General features: G+C 31.8%; 13 protein-coding genes and 1 tRNA gene. All 14 read right to left on the reverse strand.

All coding sequences use genetic code 11. The annotated features are described in order from the left end of the window. Window positions 1–56: 56 nt before the first annotated feature. Window positions 57–1,430, reverse strand: a complete 1,374-nt coding sequence (locus QWY92_RS10195; protein WP_290270889.1) for a TlpA family protein disulfide reductase — start codon at window positions 1,428–1,430, stop codon at window positions 57–59. A 68-nt stretch (window positions 1,431–1,498) separates the two neighbouring features. Then, window positions 1,499–2,701 (reverse strand): thioredoxin family protein, encoded by a 1,203-nt coding sequence (locus QWY92_RS10200; RefSeq protein ID WP_290270891.1) that lies wholly within the window; start codon window positions 2,699–2,701, stop codon window positions 1,499–1,501. Next, window positions 2,701–4,068: a RagB/SusD family nutrient uptake outer membrane protein gene (locus QWY92_RS10205; RefSeq protein ID WP_290270893.1), complete on the reverse strand. Its 1,368-nt coding sequence runs from the start codon at window positions 4,066–4,068 to the stop codon at window positions 2,701–2,703. Before QWY92_RS10205 ends, QWY92_RS10200 begins: the two co-directional genes overlap by 1 nt. A gap of 4 nt (window positions 4,069–4,072) precedes the next feature. Continuing rightward, entirely contained in the window at window positions 4,073–7,357 is a 3,285-nt protein-coding gene (locus QWY92_RS10210) for a SusC/RagA family TonB-linked outer membrane protein (RefSeq protein WP_290270894.1), read from the reverse strand. Between the two features lie 167 nt (window positions 7,358–7,524). Further along, a complete protein-coding gene (locus QWY92_RS10215) occupies window positions 7,525–8,658 on the reverse strand; it encodes a FecR family protein (RefSeq protein WP_290270897.1) in 1,134 nt (377 codons plus the stop codon). Window positions 8,659–8,785: 127 nt separating this feature from the next. After that, window positions 8,786–9,343 carry an RNA polymerase sigma factor gene (locus QWY92_RS10220; protein WP_290270898.1) on the reverse strand — a complete coding sequence of 186 codons (558 nt, stop codon included), beginning with the start codon at window positions 9,341–9,343 and terminating at the stop codon, window positions 8,786–8,788. A 171-nt stretch (window positions 9,344–9,514) separates the two neighbouring features. Continuing rightward, on the reverse strand, window positions 9,515–12,520 hold the full coding sequence (locus tag QWY92_RS10225; protein ID WP_290270900.1) for a type I restriction endonuclease subunit R: 3,006 nt from the start codon (window positions 12,518–12,520) through the stop codon (window positions 9,515–9,517). Window positions 12,521–12,554: 34 nt separating this feature from the next. Beyond that, window positions 12,555–13,751, reverse strand: coding sequence for a restriction endonuclease subunit S (locus QWY92_RS10230; protein ID WP_290270901.1), 1,197 nt, complete (start codon window positions 13,749–13,751; stop codon window positions 12,555–12,557). A gap of 180 nt (window positions 13,752–13,931) precedes the next feature. Beyond that, the gene (locus tag QWY92_RS10235) at window positions 13,932–15,584 is read right to left on the reverse strand and encodes an ATP-binding protein (protein ID WP_290270903.1); all 1,653 of its coding nucleotides are present in this window, start codon (window positions 15,582–15,584) and stop codon (window positions 13,932–13,934) included. A 3-nt stretch (window positions 15,585–15,587) separates the two neighbouring features. Beyond that, entirely contained in the window at window positions 15,588–17,177 is a 1,590-nt protein-coding gene (locus QWY92_RS10240; RefSeq protein WP_290270905.1) for a type I restriction-modification system subunit M, read from the reverse strand. Between the two features lie 164 nt (window positions 17,178–17,341). Then, entirely contained in the window at window positions 17,342–17,755 is a 414-nt protein-coding gene (locus QWY92_RS10245; RefSeq protein WP_290270908.1) for a hypothetical protein, read from the reverse strand. 172 nt (window positions 17,756–17,927) lie between these two features. Then, the gene (locus tag QWY92_RS10250) at window positions 17,928–18,518 is read right to left on the reverse strand and encodes a hypothetical protein (protein ID WP_290270909.1); all 591 of its coding nucleotides are present in this window, start codon (window positions 18,516–18,518) and stop codon (window positions 17,928–17,930) included. Continuing rightward, window positions 18,515–19,828: a tyrosine-type recombinase/integrase gene (locus QWY92_RS10255; protein ID WP_290270911.1), complete on the reverse strand. Its 1,314-nt coding sequence runs from the start codon at window positions 19,826–19,828 to the stop codon at window positions 18,515–18,517. The genes QWY92_RS10250 and QWY92_RS10255 overlap by 4 nt, the downstream gene beginning before the upstream one ends. Before the next feature lie 54 nt (window positions 19,829–19,882). Beyond that, window positions 19,883–19,955: transfer RNA gene (locus tag QWY92_RS10260), tRNA-Met, on the reverse strand. Between the last annotated feature and the right edge of the window lie 260 nt (window positions 19,956–20,215).

Below are 20,215 nucleotides of genomic sequence, written 5' to 3' on the forward strand. Positions count from 1 at the left end.
TTACCCCTATTAATTAAATATTAAAATTAAAAAAAATGTTTTTTAGCATGACATTGCTATATACTTAATTCATTAAATAAACCAATTAGTTCTGGTTCGGATGGTCTAGGCGCATTCGCTGTCAAAATATGACCTTGAGGGTCTAATAAAATAAAACGAGGGATTCCTTTGATTAAATACTCTTGAATAAATTGAGATTCCCAAGCATTATCCGCAAATAGCTGAACGCCTCCTAAGTTTTCTTTAGAAACCATTCTTTTCCATTTTTCGTAATCCGAGGTTTTATCAATTGAAATACTTATAAATTCAATATTCTTATTGTGGTACGTTTTTTCAATTTCTTTTAAAGAAGGAATTTCTTTTTTACAAGGTGCACACCATGTTGCCCATACATCAATATACACGTATTTACCTTTAAAATCGGATAATGACTTTGTGCCTCCCGAATAGTTTTTATAATCGACAAACTGCGGTGAAACTTGCCCTTTTTCTACCTTTTTTAATTTTTTATAGTTATCGCTAATAGTTGCCTTATGGTCGCTATTTGTTGAACCTTCCATAAATATTTTATAAAACTCATCTAAGCTACTTGTATATGTAATACCGTAAACAGATTCACTGTACAATAAACTATTACGAATGGTATCATTCTGTATAGCTGCTATTTCTTTTAAATTAGCTATGTCTCTTGGCATTTTATTTTCCTCTATTAATGTTTTTGCCGTTTTCTTTAAATTTATATTTAATATTCTTTTATATGCTGAAGAAAAGAGATAATCATCACCATTATTAAAATCAAAATCTTTTAAATCTGGAAGAAATTGCTCTGAGACTTTAAACGTGTTATCTTTTGTAAAATAATTATGAAACTCTTCATAACTTAATAGGTTATTGATGTATTCATATCTTATATTTCTTAACTCTTTCTTTCTAAAATCATTAGAAATTTTCAAATTTTTAGCCAATAAACTTATACTGGTATCCTTAATTTTAGCGACTGTTTCTTTATAATCTTTTTCGCTTAAGCTATAAAAGTGTTTTCTGTTTTTTATTAATTTCAATTCCTTTTGTCTTTTAGCTAAAATATAGTTATTAGCCTCAGCGCCTTTTCCTGCATACGTTAACGTATTATTGAAATCGTTAGCATCAAATTTTAATGTAACGTTATACCCTTTCTCAAAATAAGGTCTTAGATACACTTTTCCATGAGATATTAAATGCGCCCCATTATCAACCTTTAAAGTATCTATAAAATGACCGGTTGAAGACAATTGTATGGTATCTTTTATTTCTGTATTGTTAATAGAAACAACTATATAATCTTGTATTTTATTTGCTATTTCACCTGATAGAATAATGTAGTCTTTCTCATGGTCTTTTTTACATGATACTAGACATAGTATGCAAAATAATTTTACGATATTTTTCATCTGTTCTCTGTTTTTTTTTATATTATTTATAAACCATCCATTTTTATAATGGATGGTTTATAAATAAATTAATTAGCAAATTGTGCCTGAATGGCTTCTAGCTTTTTTTTAGCAATCTTTTTTACTTTAGTGCTAATGGTATCGGCCATTTTTACCGCAAGTATTCCTGCTTTTATGGCTTCTTCTTTATTACCCATCTTACTTTGTATTAGGGCGTACGTTGAAACCGTACCATAACTATTCTGTGGCATTTGGTAAGCTTTAGATATTAAATAAGCCGATTGTTTTAGAATATCTTTATCAATATCCGTTTCATCACGAGTCGCAGACCTTGCAATAAAAGCAATTGTTTCTGGATCGTTTTGTAACACATTATCAACATAAAAATTAGACGTTTCTATGAATTTTTTAGAATCTTTTGTTTTTAAGAAGTATTCACAATGTAAAATTGCTACATCTTTAGGGTTATCTGTGATTTTTTTCAAAGAATCTAATTGTGATAAAAATAAGGTGCTATTCAAGGTGTTTAAACTTTGGTATATGTTTCTTTTCAACACTTTCTCATAAACTTTATTTATGGCAGACTCTCCAGCGATTTCTTTGTATAATGATTTATTCTTATTAAGTAATTTAAATAAATCGCTTTCTTCATTAGAAGTAAAAGCTTGAACAAGTTTCCATCCAGAATATGTTTTTAACCAAGTACTATCTACCTGAGACATCACCTCATCTAAAACTTTTTTGCTTTTAGAGGCGCCACTTTTTCTTAAAGCTATGGCATAATCTAGCTTTTCGTCTACGGATAATTTTCCTTCTTCATAAAATTTAGCTAAAGTGCCTAATGCTTTTTTAGGGTTAATTGCATTTTGCCCCAAATCTAAAAAGCGTTCTGCACTCATTTTAGATCCAGATTTATGTATAACTTCTCCCTTATGGTTTATAAACAAATAGGTAGGAAATGATTGGACTCCATATTTTTTTCCAATTTCAGGGCCTTCGCCTTTTTCCATATCCAGTTTTACATTAATAAAAGTTTTATTATAAAAACTAAAAACTTCTGGTTTAGTAAAAACATTTTTATCCATCCATTTACACGGAGCACACCAAGATGTATAACAGTCAAGAAAAATTAATTTATTTTCTTTTTTCGCTATTTCAAGTAAACTAGTAAAGGAGCCGTTTTTGAAATTAATTTCTGAATCTGGTTTTGGCTTTTCTTTACAAGAAATGAATAGAAATAAAAAAACTAATGCAATAGAAAAATGTTTCATTAATAATCTGGATTTTGATCTATCATATTGTTAGATAGTTTAACTGATTGAAAAGGTATTGGTAAAATAAGTTTAGAATCAGAAGAAATAGGTTTAAAGTCATTAATATCAAGATCTCCTTCTTTGTAATAACGTACTAAATCAAACCATTCTTCGCCACCTTCACCACCTAATTCATATATTTTCTCTTTTCTAATAGCTTCTAAAAGCTCAGTTTTATCGGCTGTTTCAATAAGTGTATTATCACTTCGTTCTCTAATCATATTCAACGCATCTAACGAGGCTTCAATATCATCATCTCCTCTTAACACTGCTTCAGCATATATTAAATAAACCTCTCCTAAACGCATAAAATATTCTGTGTCTGCCGTAAGTGCCTCGCCATTATAAACTGAATTATTAAACTTATTATTTACGCCATTAGAAGCTATAGCTGCACTTTTTCTTAAATCCCCCTCCATAAAGTCCTTGTAAAAGTCAGTTAGGCCAAAATAAGATCTGAATATAAATGCTTTGTTGTTTCTATCATTGGCATTATCAAAAGGAGTTTGAAATAATACTTCTTTGGTATTTGCTATTTTTTTTGTAAAAATATCAGCAAAAGCATCTTCTAAAGTTCTATCATCAGCCTCAATTACTTCAAGTGCAAGTTTGGCTGCTGTAGTATAATCCTTTTTATAAAGCAATACTTTACTCTTTAACGCTTTAGCAAATAAATTTGATGTATAGAATGTGTTTGAAAAATCTGGCCCATATTGTATGGCATAATCTAAATCTTCTAAAATTAGCGCATAGGTATCCTTAACGTTTGCTCTACCTTGAATTATAGCATCCGAAATTGGTTCTTCTTTTAAGACAATTCCGTAGTTTGAATTTTCATCAAAAAACTGTCCCCAAAACCTTAATAAATAAAAATTTGTTAGTGCTCTTAATGTTTTTGCCTCTGCAATAATTTCATTTTTTCTAGAATCATCAGAATCAAGTTTCTCAGTTTTTGTGATGATATGATTTGCATTATTTAAAAGGAAATACATTTTTGTATATAGCAATTCTATATAAGCATTTTCTGAGGTAACTTCATTGTTAAAAAACTGACTAAAACTACCTGGCCCTCTACTGCCAACTTTCATAGTTAACCCCATTAAGGAAGAAAACCCAGGTACATATGATGTAAATTCTAATCCATCTATTAATATTCCATAAGTGCCATACAATGCTGTTTGAGCCTGATCTATGTTGGTAATTACATTCTTCTCTGATACCTGATATACAGGTTGTATATCTGTGACATCAACTAAATCACAAGAGGTGATAAATAAAAACGTAGTTAAAAAAACTATATGCTTTGTAAATTTTATTGCTTTCATAATATTATAAGTTTAAATTTAATCCTAATGAAATGGTTTTTACAGGAGGGTAAGAGGCGGTATCATAACCTTGTCTAAAGTTATTTGAACCGTTGTAATTAACTTCAGGGTCTAAGCCACTATATGATGTAATTACAAAAATATTACTTGCCGATAATGATAAGCTTGCCCGTTGAATAAATAGCTTTTTAAGTAGGCTAGGATTAAGTTTATATGTGACATTTATATTTTTAAGTCTAAAAAATGAAGCATCTTCAATGAAAAAGTCAGAATTTCTACTATTGTTATTTGGATCTCTTAACGCCAAACGAGGAATATCAGTATTTGTATTTGTTGGAGACCAAGCATCTAAAATTCCTGTTGAGTAATTATTTGTATGTGTGTCAAAAATTAATAGATCTGTTTTATTAGTATTGTATAAATAATTACCAACACTAAAATTAAATAATGCAGAAACTTCAAAATTTCCAATGCGAATAATGTTACTCCATCCACCAAAAAAGTCTGGTTCAGCTTTTCCAATAATATTATTATCATCATCACCTATATATCCATCTCCATTTACATCAGCAAACTTAAAATCACCTGGAGCCGTATTAGCAGATTGATAAACACCATTGGGAGAATTAGTATTTAAATCATCTATTTCTGTCTGGTTTTGAAAAATACCTGCTACTTTATATCCAGAAAAATAACTAATTGATTCTCCTTCTATTAAATTATTATAATATCCGCCATTTAATTTAAGTACTTTACTTTTTATTGATGTTATATTTAAGTCGGTAGTCCATTGAAATTTATCAGTTGAAATAACATCTATACCAATTTGAAATTCAAAACCTTTATTTAAAAAATCTCCAATATTTGAAAATTGACTACTACCACCTGTTTCTAAAATAACGTCTCTAAGTAATATTTGATCAGAGGTTTTCTTATTAAAATATCCTAAAGACCCATTAATTCTTCTGTCCCACAAAGAGTAATCTAATGATACATCTAACTGGTTAGTGGTTTCCCATCTAATATTTGGGTTTGGAATTGTATTTGAAACCACCCCATTATTATTGTTATAAAAACTCCCTGCAGCGAAAAAAGTGTCATATTGAAAATCTGAAAAATTAGCAGATCCAGTTTTTCCGTATGATGTACGAAATTTTAAATCATTTACAAAATCAACATCTTCTAAGAAAGACTCTTTGCTAATTCTCCAAGCTATTGCACCAGATGGGAAATATCCCCATCTATTTTCGGGTCCAAATTTGGTAGATTTATCTGCTCTACCAGTAAAAGTTACATAATATTTATTACTATAATTATAGTTAACTCTTAAAAAAGATGATGATAAACCACTAATAGTACCTCCAGTGGTTAAAGCAACATTTGATGCAGCTCCTGGCGTTATTAAAACCTCATCATCAGGAAAATTGGTAGCATTAACATTAGAATATTCACTTTTGTTTTGTGTATGTGAAACACCTATAACAGAATTGATATCATGCTTATTAATTTTTTTATTAAAATTAAGAGTGTTATCTAAAACTCTAGAAGAAAATGTATTTTCTCCTTGCTTAAGGGTTCCTTTACGAGAATAAGCCAATTCTAATGGGTCATAACTTGGTGTGTATCTAAAACTAGAATTATCTGAAGTTCTATAAGAATAGGTTGTTTTAAAGAAAAGCCCTTTGGTTATTTCGTATTCTCCAAATAATGATAATATTATGCTTTTGTTTGTAACAGAATTAGGGTATGTTGTTTTTGCGTAAGGATTTGCTTGAAACGAAAAACTAGGTGCATCATAAGCATAATCACCATTTTCGTCATAGATAGGAATATCTGGTCTATATTTTACGGTTTGATAATAAAATGTATTTCCTCGTCCTTTATTTTCTGAATCGTTGTAATTGAAATTAGTCCCGACTCTAAGTTTGTCAGAAAGTTTGGTTTCTAACTTTGTTCTTAAGGTATTTCTTTTAAAGCTAGTTCCTAATATGGCTCCTTTTTGATCTGTAACTCCAGCCGAAAGCGAATAAAGTGAAGACCCGTTTAAAGAACCACCATTCGCATTTAAATAGTAGTTTGTATTAATAGCCCCTTGGTCTGTTTCTTCTTTCCAATCAGTATTAACATTTGTACCGTATGGGTATAGCGAGCTATCAGCAGGAAGATTTGCTCCTGCATTGCCATAAGCTTGTTCTATAACATCATGAAACTGTTCTGAATTAAGCATAGAATAATCATTAGTAAACCTAGAGATGCTTGTAGTTCCACTAAGACTAATACTAGGTACAGAAGAATAACTACCTTTTTTGGTTGTAACAATTATAACACCGTTTGCTCCTCTTGAACCATATATAGCTGTTGCTGAAGCATCTTTTAAAATATCAATACTCTCAATATCCTGAGGGTTTATTGAAGATAAAGGAGATAACTGCGAATATGAACTCTCTGCGTAAAAGGAATTCCCTAAGCCTTGCCCTATTTCAATTGGAAGTCCATCAATAACATAAAGTGGTTCATTATTTCCAAAAACAGAGGTTAGTCCTCTAATTCTTATTGACGCTTCTGAGCCAGGCGCTCCTGATGCTGTGACCACATGCACACCTGAAGCCCTACCAATTAATGCATTATCTAAACTTATTGGATTTGATTTATTTATTTCACCAACATTAATGGTAGAGACTGACCCTGTTAAATCTCTTTTCTTTTGGCTTCCATAACCTACTAGTACAACGGCATCTAAAGACTCTGAATCTGTTTCTAGAGTTACACTAATTTCTAAACTGTTAGCTACCACTATCTCTTTAGTTTTTAGACCTACATAGCTAAAAACCAAAACACTTCCTTTTGTTGCAATTATGGTATATTTTCCATCAAAATCGGTAAAGGTTCCATTTTTAGTGCCCTTTTCAAGAACATTAACTCCTGCAGCAGGCACGCCGTTGTTGTCTGTAACTATTCCAGAAACCTTACTCTGAACGGCTTCATTTTCTACAATAAGTATGGTATTATTTTCAATACATTTTATACTAAAATCGCCATTTGACAGACTCCTTTCTAAAAGGTTATTAACTTTAACAGTTCCTTTCCTTAGATGAATTTTCGGATAATCTTTAAACATGTTCACTTGATAAATAAATGTATAATCGGTTTGATTCATAATAAGATCAAAAATCTGATCCACAGTTATCGTTTTATCGGCGTTAATAGTTATTTTAACGTTCTGAGACAGCACATTATCTGGTGTAAAGCTAAAAACGGTTGTGCATAATAAGAATATAAATGCTCTCATAATGGTTGTTAATAATTTTTTTCTTAAACAAAAAAAATCTTTTGTTGGTTTAATTTTCATAAATTTAAATATTGTTAGTGAGTTAAACATTTAATTGATTAATGATTCAAAAAAGGGGGATAAAGTGATATTCTTTGGCTAGTTGAAAACTTTGCTCCCTTTTATTTTTAATTTTTCAAGAATATTGTTTTGTTTTCTATGTCATAGGCTTCTATAAAATTTATATTTTGGATTAATTTCAAAATATCTTCGATATCCTGATTTTTATTTAACACGCCTTTAAAATGGATATCTTCTAGCGACTTGTCTTCAAAAACAATTTCAACATCATACCATCTTGATAATGTCTTCATAATGTCTTTTAAGGTTTTATCCTTAAAGCTAAATAGTCCATTTTTCCAAGCAATTTCTGAATACACATCAACCGAGGATACACTTGATTTTTTAGTATCAGTATTTAGGTTAAATTGCTCTCTAGGTTTCAGTACTTTTCTTTGATTTTCAACGCTCACTACTACTTTTCCTTTCACTAATGTTGTAGCGATACTGGTTTCATCTTTATAGGCTTTGACGTTAAATTCTGTTCCTAAGACTTGTATTTCTTGTAGATTATGAAGCACTTTAAAATCGGCTCCATTGTGCTCACTACTATGAGAGACATCAAAATAAGCCTCGCCGTAAACAAGTTCAACTTGACGACTGGCGCCTTCTCTAAAACTTACTGGATATTTAAGCTGGGTTTCTGAATTTAACCAAACTTGAGTGCCATCGGATAATTTCACGAAATATTGGCCACCTCTTGGTATGGTTAAATAATTGTAGATTATTTCCTTTGTAGCTACACTAGGTTCTTTATAAACCAATGCTTCACCATCGCTAGATAAATTATCAGAAATGTATTGTTTCCCTTTTTCTAATGAAATCGCAGTACCATCTTCTAAAGTTAAAGTAGCCTTATCTGATCCTATTTTTATAGTATTATTAGTAATTACCGGATCAACTACTTCATTAACATTTTCCTTCTTAATTAAAAAAGTAATAGAAATTAATAACACAATAGATGCTGCTGCAACATACTTTAAATAGTTAGTTTTCTTAACTTCTTTCGGCTTTATCTTCTTTTCTATTGCATTCCAACCTTTTTCAATATCTATTAATAAGTTATCATCATGATAATTTCCCTGAACTTTCTTAAAATATGCTTTATGAAGTTCGGACTCATTATACCATTCCCAAAAAATAGTGGCTTCTTCTTCAGAAAGGGTATCATTTAGTTTCTTTAAAATTAATTTGAATTCCATTTAGTTGTCTTGTATTAGCATGCTTTAACATTATGACAACGATTAGGTAACAATGGGTGACAAAAAAATTGCGTTTTTTTTAAAAAAAATTGAAATTACATAAATTTAAATCAAAGAAAGTGGATTTTTACTGATTTAATTTAAGCAACATAAGGATAACTGTTACCATTTCTGCGATTTTAGATTTAGCTCTTTTTAACTGCGTTTTAACTGTGTTAACTGAAATACCCAATTCTTTGGCAATTTCTAAGTACTTATAATTGTGCAAAAATTTAAGTTTAACAATTTGTTGCATTTTTTCTGGAAGCGTATCTACAATTTTTAAGATTTGATGGTACACAATGGCTTTATCTTCTTCAGAAGTAGAATTAAAAACATGTTCAGAAATTAAATTGATATTAAAATCCAATAATTCTAAATTATCAGTAATCTTTATGGACTTTAAGTAGTTAAAGCATCTATTTCTAACCATAGTATAGAGATAGCCCTTTAAAGAAGTTTCAATATTTAATTTATTTGCATGCTCCCATATATATATAAAGATTTCTTGAACAATGTCTTCACTGGCATCTTTATCAAAAAGATAACCATTTGCATAAACAACAAATTCTTCATAATGCTTATCAAAAAAGGTTTTAAAAACCTTTTCGTTTTTTTTACTTATTTCCTCAAGTATAAGGTTCATTAAATTAGGGAGCTATTATGTGTTTAAACAAATCTATTAAAAAGAAATATAACAAAAATTAATAACTATAAAACATTTGCTAGTTATTCAATTTAAAAGAACTAAAATTGAGATTAAAAAAATTAAATTAACGATTAACTATAACTAAATTCTAATATATGCACTTCAAGTTTAAGCACTCCAATCACTATACTGACCTTCGGCTTGCTGCATAATTTCTTCTAGAATTTCATTAAGCTTTGCTAAACTTACTTTTTTACGCAATTCCTTTTTAACAGCAAGTCTAATAGCTGCTTTGGCATTTTCTTTCTTAGTCCAATCGTATTGAAGATTAGATTTTACCGCTTTTACCACCGCATGTACAATATCTTGAATGGGGCCTTCTTCTTTTATAATATCTTTTTTTGCTGCCAGAATATCATAAAACGCTAATTCTTCTTCGCTTAGTCCTAGCTCTTCGGTACGTTTATCTTCATTTTGTAAGTCTTTTGCACGTTCTACCATTTCGGCAATAGTAGCATAACTATCTAATGCATTGGTGTGGTAGCGTTCTATTACCTTTTCAAGTTCCTCTCTTAAAGATGTGTATTTTTTAATATTTTTATGAAGACGTAATTTGATTTCATCTTTTAAAATATTTTTAATCAATTCTATTTTTAAAGCGTGTCCATCTTTTTCATTTTTTGCTCCTAATAAAAAGGTTTCATCTAAAATGGAGATATCTGGTTTTTCTATGCCAGCCATGGCGAATACATCAACAATATCCTCAGAATCGATACTTTGACTAATCAGTTCTTTAATTCTTTCTTTTTGCTCGCCTCTACTTGATGTTACCGATTTGGCGTTTCGCAAAGCTTTAGAAACATGTTGCGCAAATAATACATCTACAGCATACGCTTGTATTTCGGTTTGGCTTTTTACAATAGATAACAGACTAGACAATGTTTTCTCTGCCTTCATGTAATTGTTTGCATCTTCATCGTATTTAATCACATGATTTAATGCTGCTTTTACTAAAAGCACTTTATCAGCATCACGCAAACGTTTCCAATCGGAATAATCAATAGATTCAGGTATAAAGGCTTTGCATATTTCAACTTGATTGAAAAACAATTCTAAAGCTTGCTCCATATCAATTGTTGGCTTGCCTTCTCCGCCACTGCCTGTATATTTACTAGTTGCTGTTTTTAAGTTATCGCCAATACCAATATAATCTACAATAACCCCGTTTTTCTTATCTTTTAAAACACGGTTGGTTCTAGTAATGGCTTGCATTAAATTATGACCTTTCATAATTTTATCTACATACATGGTGTGAACACAAGGTGCATCAAAACCTGTCAACCACATGTCTCTAACAATCACGATTTTTAAAGGATCGTCTTCTTTTTTAAATCGTGCTTTTATCCCTTCAGTAGCATCTTTTGTTCTAAAGTGTGGATTCCAATCTACTGGATCTTTAGAGATATTTCCTGTCATCACTACGGCGACTTCTGGGCAACCGTCTAAAGCGGTTAGGGCATTATACATTTTTACGCAATTGCGTCTGCTCATGCAAACCACCATCGCTTTCCCTTTTAAGGTGTTCGTTCGGTTTGTATAATGGTTTAAGATGTCTTTTGCTATTTTATTAACACGATCTTCACTTCCTGCGGCATCTTCAATAGCGGCCCATTTCAGGTTACTATTATCTTCTTCACCTTCGGTTATTTCATCAACTTCATCATCAATACTTTCATTCCATAAATGAAGCTTAGCCAAACGGGGTTCGTAAAAAATATTTACAGTGGCATTATCGGCTACCGCTTGTTTAATATCGTAAGTATGAATTACAGACCCAAATACTTCTTGTGTATCGGCATCTTTACTATCTATGGGCGTTCCTGTAAAACCTATAAAAGACGCTTTTGGCAACGCTTTACGTAAATTAGAAGCAAAGCCATCTAGCAAACCATATTGCGTTCTGTGGGCTTCGTCTGCCATAACGATAATGTTTTCGCGATCGGACAAAATAGGATGTTCCAATTCGCCTAAAGCCTCGTCTGTGGTTTGCTTTAATCTGAACTTTTCAATAGTTGTAAAAATAACACCGCCAGCACCTGCGCTTAATAACTTGCGTAAATCGTTTGTGGTATCGGCATGTTGCACATCGCCAACTAAATCTTTTGCGAGTACAAAGTTTTCATACAGTTGTCGGTCTAAATCACTTCTGTCGACTTGTATAACAATGGTTGGATTTTTTAATTCTTGAAGACTACGCAAAATACCTGTGTAAATCGCCATAGAAATACTTTTGCCCGAACCTTGGGTATGCCAAATGACACCAATACGACCATCACCAAACGGGCGTACCGATTTTTTTGCTGCGTCTACCGCAAAATTAACACCGAAAAACTGATGGTATTTGGCTCCTTTTTTTATGAGCTTTCCATTATGATCTTCATGAAAAATGAAGTTTTTTATATAATTAAGTATTCTATCTTTTGGAAATAAACCGAATAACAAGGTGTGCATTTGGAAATCGTTGTCTTGTACGGTATCTCTACCGTTAATACTTTTCCAAGCTGCAAACCATTCCATACCCGAACTAAACATACCATGTTGCGCCTCGTTACCATCGCTAATAATAGTTAGAGCATTATACTCAAACAACAACGGAATATCTTTTTTATAATGCTGTATTTGGTTGTGTGCTTCTTTTACGTTGGTGTTTTGATCGTACCAGTTTTTCAATTCAAAAACAATTAATGGTAAACCGTTAATGTAAATAATAATGTCTGGTCGACGTTTATTTTTTCCTGTAATGCTAAACTGATTCACTGCCCAAAAGCTATTATTTTCTGGGTTTGTAAAATCTATAGGATACATATGTACTGCTTTTTCTTTACCCGAAGCATCTTCGTAAGCAAACTCAATCCCTTTTGTGAGTTTTAAATGAAAGCTGCGGTTACGATGCTCTAAATCGGCTCCTGCATTATTGGTAAACTCCGATACTGCTAAGGTTTGAATTTCTTTTGGAATATCTGGATATTGCTGTTGTATAAACTGAAGCAACCTATCTTTTAATACCACTTCGGTATTATGGTTTTGTGGTAAGGCTGTGCCTAATTGGTGTTTGTAACCTAAATCGGTTAACCAATCTATAGTGGCTTGTTCTATGGTTGCTTCTGTTGTCATAATTCATATCCTGTGAAAACAGGAATCTTATTAATTAAACTAGGTGTTCTACTTGTGCTCTAAATTCTTTTAAACGGACTTCTCCACTTATTAGTTTTGGTAATAGGGTGTCCCGGAGTTTTGTTAGGGATTGGTTTTCTTTTTCATTTGAAAAAATCAATCTAGATAATGAATAAAATTCAGCTAAAACCTCTTGAATAATTGAATCCTCCTTTGGCATCGCAATACCAATTGATAGTAAATTACTTTTATTCAATTTTGGTTGAACAGCACCTGTTAAATACGGATTCATATCCATTTGGGCAATATGACAAATAACCAGTTTATTAATTCCGTTTTGTTTTCCTTCCAAAATATGTGCATGATTATTAACCCAAAATTTACCAATAGCACTAAAGCCAATAGGAGTTTTACGTGAGCGCAAATTTTCTCCATCTTCAGATATAATTACATATTCTCCATCAAAAATAAAATCATCAATATTATCAATTACACCTGATGCCCCATAATATGGATATTCACCTTTTCTTTTACTTCTTTGTCCTGTACTTAAAGGAATCCTTTTGGAATTTAGTATATACGCCAGATCATCTATTTTCTTTTCTTCCCAACCTTTAGGAATCATCCCCAATTCACTATCTACAAACTCGCCATCTTGAAAAGGGCCAAAATCTACAAACCAATGCTTGTACAATGCCATAGCCATGCCTTCTAAGGTTTTGTTTGTGGCTAGGTTGTTTTCTATTTTATCGTCTATTGCTGATAGGATGTTTGCTATTTGGGTTTGTTCTGGGAGTGGGGGAAATGGAATTTCCCATTGTTTTAAATTGTTCCAATCTGCACGAGGCATTTTTGTTCCTGTACTAGTTTCTGTTGCTTTATCCGTAAATTCTTGAGTTTTTATAAACTGATGTAAATAACTTTGAGAAACTAAACTTTCATTTTTAGTATTAATTATTAGCATATCCGTTGAACATATTCCTGAAAACTTAGGTCTATAAACCTTTTTGAAATATGGCCTTATTTTACCATAAAGAATATCTCCTTCAACAAATTTTGATTTATTACTTGAAACTTCACTTGCATTACCTATTCCATCCAATAAAAAATTTCCTTGTCCGATATGTTCTAAACCTAGATACTTTTCACCATTAAAGTCAGAAGGTTTAATTCCTTCTTTTCTTAATTTGGCAATGTCTTCTAGTTTATATGTTTTCCAGTTATTTGGCATTAATTTTTTTATTACTTATTCATTCTTTTTGTTTGTTCATATCACATGAGCAAACTTGTTTTTTTGAACATTAAAAATGGTTTATTTCTATTTTTTATTTAAAAACCTAAAAAGAAATAAAAAGAAAACCCCTTGTAAACACTGTGTTTTAACTATTTTATTTTCGTTTTTATTTTTCATTTATTTTTTTTTAGACAATTTATATGTTCTATTTTTTCTACCTCCTAAAGGAAGTAAACGCCCCTCTTCTGTGAGTGCATATAAACACTTTTGAATATCGTTTAGTTCTACATCTTTAATATGCTTATGGATTTCTTGTTTAGAACGCTCACCATTATATTTTAGATACTCAATAATTAAATGCTTTAACTGTTCTTTATCTATTGTTTTTAAGGTAGGAACGATGTTTAATTTTGATTGTGAAAATAAGGCTGGGTTTAATAAATACTCTGTTCCTTTTTTAATACCTCTTGTGGTTAAAATAGACTTTTCTAATAAGCTACCTAACCAACTTCTTAACCGATCTTCTGTAGATAACTGTAATTTAAAGGATAATTGTGTAGAAAGTATTTTTTTATCAGAAGCCACCAAGCCAAGTACAATATATTCTTTTTGACTTAATTTAAAGTGTTGTGAAATATACTCTAAAATCTCTAATGCCTCTTTGTCTACAACACCAGAATATACGGTAACCGCAGTTTTATTAATGGAACTCTCTATTACTGGTAAAGGCTTTATTTCTCTTACTAGTTTTTCATAAATAAGATCATAACCAGAACCTTCTCCTTCCATTAACCCTAAATCATGAAGTGTTTGTATTAAATGCGGATTACGCCTGTGTCTTTCATGCAAAATATTATCGGCTGTAATACCTAAAGGCAAACCACCAGGGTTAGTAATTACCATTCTGTCGGGATATACTTCTATAAATATATCTCCAGAAATGGTATATCGTTTGTGTGCAATGGCATTAATAAGTAATTCTCGAATTACTTCTTTTGGATAATTGCGTAATTGTTTCCTAAAGAGTCCACTAGAAATTTCTGTTGAATAATTTAGCTCTATAGCTTCTTTTTCAATTTCGATAAGTAATTCCTTAGGGTTGTGTAAATGAAAGTGCCAGTCCTTTTTTCTTATTTTCTCTTCAAGGTCATTATAAACAATATACTGAATAGTTAAGGGATAACTTAATCGGGCTCGTTGATTCGCTCTACCTAACCAAATTACACCTAAGTTTGTTAAAAAGCCTTCTTGATTAATTAATTGATAAAACTCTAAAATTTCCTCGTTAGATTTTTCTTTTATAAAATCTGAAACAAATTTCGAATTTTGAATTTGCTCTATAAAATAAGTGACTTGATTTATGTCTGCATCCTCTAATCTTATTCTTCCTACAGAGACCAACTCCCACTGAAAAGCACTTTTTTCTGCTGCTAAATTGGTAAGTTCTTCACCAGAAACAGGCACACAATTATCTGTAACTCGAATAAAAACTTTACCTGTAGAAGTTGTAGCAATTGTACGCGTGGAAGGATGTATCATAAATTTAAAATACTCTCCTCCATTTTCGTGAGTAATAATTTCTGGGTTTACAATACCAACAGAATCGGTTAAATCTCTAAGCCTTGATATGGTCTTATTTGCTGCTTCTTGCTCAATTTTCTGATCTTTAGGCGGCTCTGATTTGCGATCTTCAATACCAACAATAATTGAACCTCCTTGTGCATTTGCAAAAGAAACACAAGTTTCAGCTAAACTTTTAAGGTCGGACTTAGGTCCAACTACTTTTTTTAAGCTTTTAAAGTCGATATTACTATTTTCTAAAAAATCCATATATTAAAACTTGTCAAAATTCTCTAAAATCTGCTTTTGTAATTCATTCCCTTTTTCAAAATGGGTTTGCAACTGCGCTTTTAAGGTTTCCATTTTATCTTCAAAAGGAATCCCATCATCTTCAACCGCTTCCGTACCTACGTAAATACCAGGAGTTAGTTTGTAATCTTGCTTTTGTACTTCTTCTAGGGTTGCGCTGTAGCAAAAACCGTCGGTGTTATTATAATCACCTTTTATATTACGCCAAGCGTGGTAGGTTTCTGTTACTTTATCAATATCTTCATCGGTAAACACACGTAGTTTTCTACTTTCCATAGTGCCCATTTTAGAGGTGTCTATAAAAAGAATTTCGTTGGTGCGTTCTCTATGTTTGCCATCTTTACCATCTCTATTTTTACTTAAAATAAAAATGCATGCAGGAATACCTGTGGTTAAAAACAATTTGTCTGGTAAACGCACTATGCAGTCAACCATGCTATGGTCTACCATGTGTTGGCGTACGTTTTTCTCACCTTTATTATTAGAGGTCATGGCTCCATTTGCCATAACCACACTTGCTGTACCTGTACCACTTAAATGGCTCCAAAAGGTTTGCATCCACATATAATTGGCGCTACCATCGGTGGTAAATTCATCTTTTGGACCAAAGAGTCTTGGATCGTTTTCAGGTAAATCTTCGGGATGCCATTGGCTGACATTAAACGGCGGATTTACTATTATGAAATCGGCTTTTAAGTCTGGGAATTTATCTTGTAGTAAAGAATCTCCTAAGCGTACATCGAATGATAAATCGCGTAAGGCTAAATTCATTTTACATAAACGTAGTGTACCATCATAACGCTCTTGTCCGTAAATAGAAATGTTCTTTTTATCTCCATTATGGGCTTGTAAAAACTTAAGCGATTGAACAAACATACCACCAGAACCACATGCGGCATCGAAGATTTTACCTTCGTAAGGTTCAATCATTTCTACTAGTAAACGTACTATACTACCTGGTGTAAAGAATTGCCCTGCGCCAGAGCCTTCTGCAATCGCAAACTTACCAATGTAATACTCGTACACACGCCCAAGAATATCACTATCTGGATTTTCTTTTTCGGATAGTTTTGGGTTGGCTAATAGGTTAATTAAACCTGCGACTTGTTTTGCCGTTAATTGGCTTTTCACAAAAATACGCGGTAGAATACCTTTTAAATCTGGTCTATAAGTTGCTAATGTTTGATCGAGAACATCGAAAGCATCATCTACCAAAACCTTAATATTATCTTGCTCTGCATTGTCTTGCAAGAATTGCCAAGTGGCTTTTTCTGGAATAATGTATGTGTTTTTAGATAGATACTCGTCTGGATCTTCTAAAACATAGTTTTGTTCCTCTATATCTTCGGTATAATAATCTGACGCCTTATCTTCTAGTAAATCTTTTAAGGCATCTCTGCGTAACTCATAACGTTCGGATATGTGCTTTAAAAATATTAACGGCAAGATGTAATCTTTATATTGATTCTCGGCTACTGCGCCTCGTAATTCGTTTGCTGCTTTCCATAACTCCTGTTCGAAGTTAATATCTGCTTTTAGCTGGTTTTTTGACATTAAATGGTGATCTAAACTATAAAGTGACTCTAAAGAGTCCCTATTGATTATTAATTATTGGAATTTATAAATTTAATAAAGAAATGTAATTTAAAACTCAAATACTGAAATTTCTTTCGTTATTTTAAATTCTCTTATACTTTAGCGAATGTGTTACTTAAAAATCACATATATACCACACTCCCAGTCTCAACATCATAGAAGGGACACCTCCCCATTGAATCTATACTAATATTATTTATTGGTAAAAAACGCCCAATTATAAGTGTTTTGAGCTCCTGTATATCTTTTTTAGTAGCGGCTTTGTTTTCCTTAGCTGTGAGCAAGCTTTTCAAACCATCAACAACCGCCACACCAGCTGCTGCATTTCCAACACCGGCAAAACTCATTGCTTCAACCTTTGCTCCTTGCTTTTCAACTGTATTTTCAACTTTGCTTAATACTACTTCATTGGTTTTATTGCTTTGTTTTGTTTGCCAATGTCTACTTCGGCAGGAATTGGTGCAGAATTTTTGAGCACCACGCCTTTTTGGAATATATTCATCTCCACAATGCAAGCAAACTTCTGTTTTTTTCATAATTATACGTAAATTGAACGTTAAATTTACGTATAATTTTTCACTTTAATATTTTTTTGTCTAAACAAAAAACGCGTTCCAACAATAGTTTTTCCGCTTCCTTTTCTGTAATTACTGAATGTTTTTTAGATTTTTTCAATGATTTACTATCAACGTTAGGTAAATCTTGAACTTAATCACAGTTATTATTATCTGTATTATCAAGTGGCTTTATATACTGTTTTGAAATATCTGGAAAATAAGTCTGTATTTTTCCTAATACATCAAATTTACCTTGAGGAACGGCTTGCCTATTTGGATAAAAATGTTTTATAAAGGTTTCCAAGTGCTTTTTGTAATAAACAGTTTGGATCTCGAACAGCCCTTTTACCGTATTATCTGTATTTGACACTTGCTTTATGTTCCTGTTCATCCAATCGGTTATATAAAATATACACTCCACTTGTTCATAATATTTATCCAAAATATAATTGAAATTAGACAACTCGCCATTGTTTCTCTCTTCCAATAATTTGTAGAGGTTTCTTTCCAACTTTGACGCTTTAAACAAAGCATATTTATTGTCTCTCCCTGTTTTATAAGGCATAGGGCCTTGCGTGGTATCCATAACCAGAATCTTACCGGTTATTTTCCCTATACCTTTAACATATAGTGCATCCTTAATTTCTTTAGTAAAATTTTTATCGGGAATAAAGAACAACAGCACTTCCCATAGGTTGGGAATCAATCCCATAAAAAAATGTTCTAAAGGGGTTTCACTCATGATGTCTTTAACATTTTAGAATAATCCTCAGGCAATTCAGCATCAATATCTCTAAGGTATTTTTCAAGCGCTGACATAGAAGAATGACCAGTTATCAGCATGAGTTTACTTTTAGCCTCAAATGGTGATGATCCTTTCATCAGGGCACGGTAAAGTTTGGTTATATAGGTATGCCTAAAACTATATAATCCATGGTTTTTACCCAACCCAAAATGATCTTTTACCACCCGCTTGAAGCGTTTTGAGAAATAATCCCTTCTGTTCCCTACTTCGGTTTCCCACATACCTCCAATTTGTTCGGGAGTGAACAAAACCATATCCTTATCAAATTTTGATAAATCTGGTAAATCATCCCACAATATTTCTGGAATAATTTTAGTCTTTAGAGGACTGTTCTTTGCTTTGAACTGGATGGTTCTATCTGCTACATTAATATCACCTACAGTAAGTCTACAAACCTCAATAGGACGTAAAAAATTGTAGGAGATAAACTTTATATAGAGTAAAAGCATGGAGTCTTTCTTTTCTAAATAATCGAAAATAGCTTCTTGATCATTGTCTGTATAGGTTTTGTTACGCTCTGGTATCGATTTTAGCACAGGTATTTTTTTGATGAAGTTTGACTTTAAAATATCATTATCTTCCAATACCTGCATGATACTACTCAAATCCGTTCGGTAATTATTCCTATTTCGTGAACTCGTCTTATCTAAAACATCATTCAAAAACGCAGAAACTATTTGTTTATTTAATGCATCTATGGTTTTAATTTCTGAATGATTAGTATTAAGCCATTCTAAAAAATTCTTAATATGATTGGCATAGCCTCTTTTTGTGGTTGAATTGACGAGCTTCTCTTTTTGCTTCAACCCAAAATCAAAAGCTTCTTTCAAGGTCATTGCAGGTTTTTCTAACTCGACCCCCAAATCTTTGATTTCTGCTTTATCATGAACTTCGGATTCTTTGTTTTTTTCCTGTGAATGCAATCTTTGATATAATTCAGTGTTATCGGCATAAGGGTTATAGCCTTGTTTCAATAGCTTCAACAACACTTTTCTATAAGTAACCAGAACAGAGAGTCTTTCCTCCTTTGTTTTATACTTGTTGGCATTGCCATAAAAAGGAGTTACCCGTTTTAATTTACCGGTTTTTGGGTGCCTATACGAAAAATAGAGATACCAGCGCTTTTTTAAATCGCCATTCCCTGAATAGATCTTTGGAGTTGAAAATTTTTTGTTTACTGACAAATCGTATGCACTTTCGTATTCATTTTGTGCATCTAAGGTAATTAATTCTTTTAAATTAAGCATAAAAAAACGGCTTAGAGAAAACTAAACCGTTGTTTTTAATACTTTTAATCTTTGTAGCGGGAACTGGACTCGAACCAGTGACCTTCGGGTTATGAGCCCGACGAGCTACCTACTGCTCTATCCCGCGATATAATCTAGAAATAATTTACTTAGCTTTTAACTCTTGGCTCATAATACCAATCAAATTATTTCCGACTGCAAATATACAACCCTTTTTAGATATAACAAGCATTTAAATAGAAAAAAATTAAACTAAATACTAAGCTATTTAAAACGTGTGAGTTATAATGAATAAAAAAAATCATTTTTCTTTAGACTTATTGAAGTCTATATACTTTATAATTAATATTGATGAAAATACGTTATACAAATATTCCAAATCATTCT

Source organism: Algibacter miyuki (assembly GCF_030409805.1).
Lineage (GTDB): Bacteria > Bacteroidota > Bacteroidia > Flavobacteriales > Flavobacteriaceae > Algibacter > Algibacter miyuki.

Bases quoted from the DNA above. Each gene is read 5' to 3' on its own strand.
- QWY92_RS10220 (WP_290270898.1), bottom strand. From the start codon at position 9,343: ATGAACCTTATACTTGAGGAAATAAGTAAAAAAAACGAAAAGGTTTTT.
- QWY92_RS10200 (WP_290270891.1), bottom strand. From the start codon at position 2,701: ATGAAACATTTTTCTATTGCATTAGTTTTTTTATTTCTATTCATTTCT.
- QWY92_RS10240 (WP_290270905.1), bottom strand. From the start codon at position 17,177: ATGTCAAAAAACCAGCTAAAAGCAGATATTAACTTCGAACAGGAGTTA.
- QWY92_RS10230 (WP_290270901.1), bottom strand. From the start codon at position 13,751: ATGCCAAATAACTGGAAAACATATAAACTAGAAGACATTGCCAAATTA.
- QWY92_RS10255 (WP_290270911.1), bottom strand. From the start codon at position 19,828: ATGCTTAATTTAAAAGAATTAATTACCTTAGATGCACAAAATGAATAC.
- QWY92_RS10250 (WP_290270909.1), bottom strand. From the start codon at position 18,518: ATGAGTGAAACCCCTTTAGAACATTTTTTTATGGGATTGATTCCCAAC.
- QWY92_RS10210 (WP_290270894.1), bottom strand. From the start codon at position 7,357: ATGAGAGCATTTATATTCTTATTATGCACAACCGTTTTTAGCTTTACA.
- QWY92_RS10245 (WP_290270908.1), bottom strand. From the start codon at position 17,755: ATGAAAAAAACAGAAGTTTGCTTGCATTGTGGAGATGAATATATTCCA.
- QWY92_RS10235 (WP_290270903.1), bottom strand. From the start codon at position 15,584: ATGGATTTTTTAGAAAATAGTAATATCGACTTTAAAAGCTTAAAAAAA.
- QWY92_RS10215 (WP_290270897.1), bottom strand. From the start codon at position 8,658: ATGGAATTCAAATTAATTTTAAAGAAACTAAATGATACCCTTTCTGAA.
- QWY92_RS10195 (WP_290270889.1), bottom strand. From the start codon at position 1,430: ATGAAAAATATCGTAAAATTATTTTGCATACTATGTCTAGTATCATGT.
- QWY92_RS10225 (WP_290270900.1), bottom strand. From the start codon at position 12,520: ATGACAACAGAAGCAACCATAGAACAAGCCACTATAGATTGGTTAACC.
- QWY92_RS10205 (WP_290270893.1), bottom strand. From the start codon at position 4,068: ATGAAAGCAATAAAATTTACAAAGCATATAGTTTTTTTAACTACGTTT.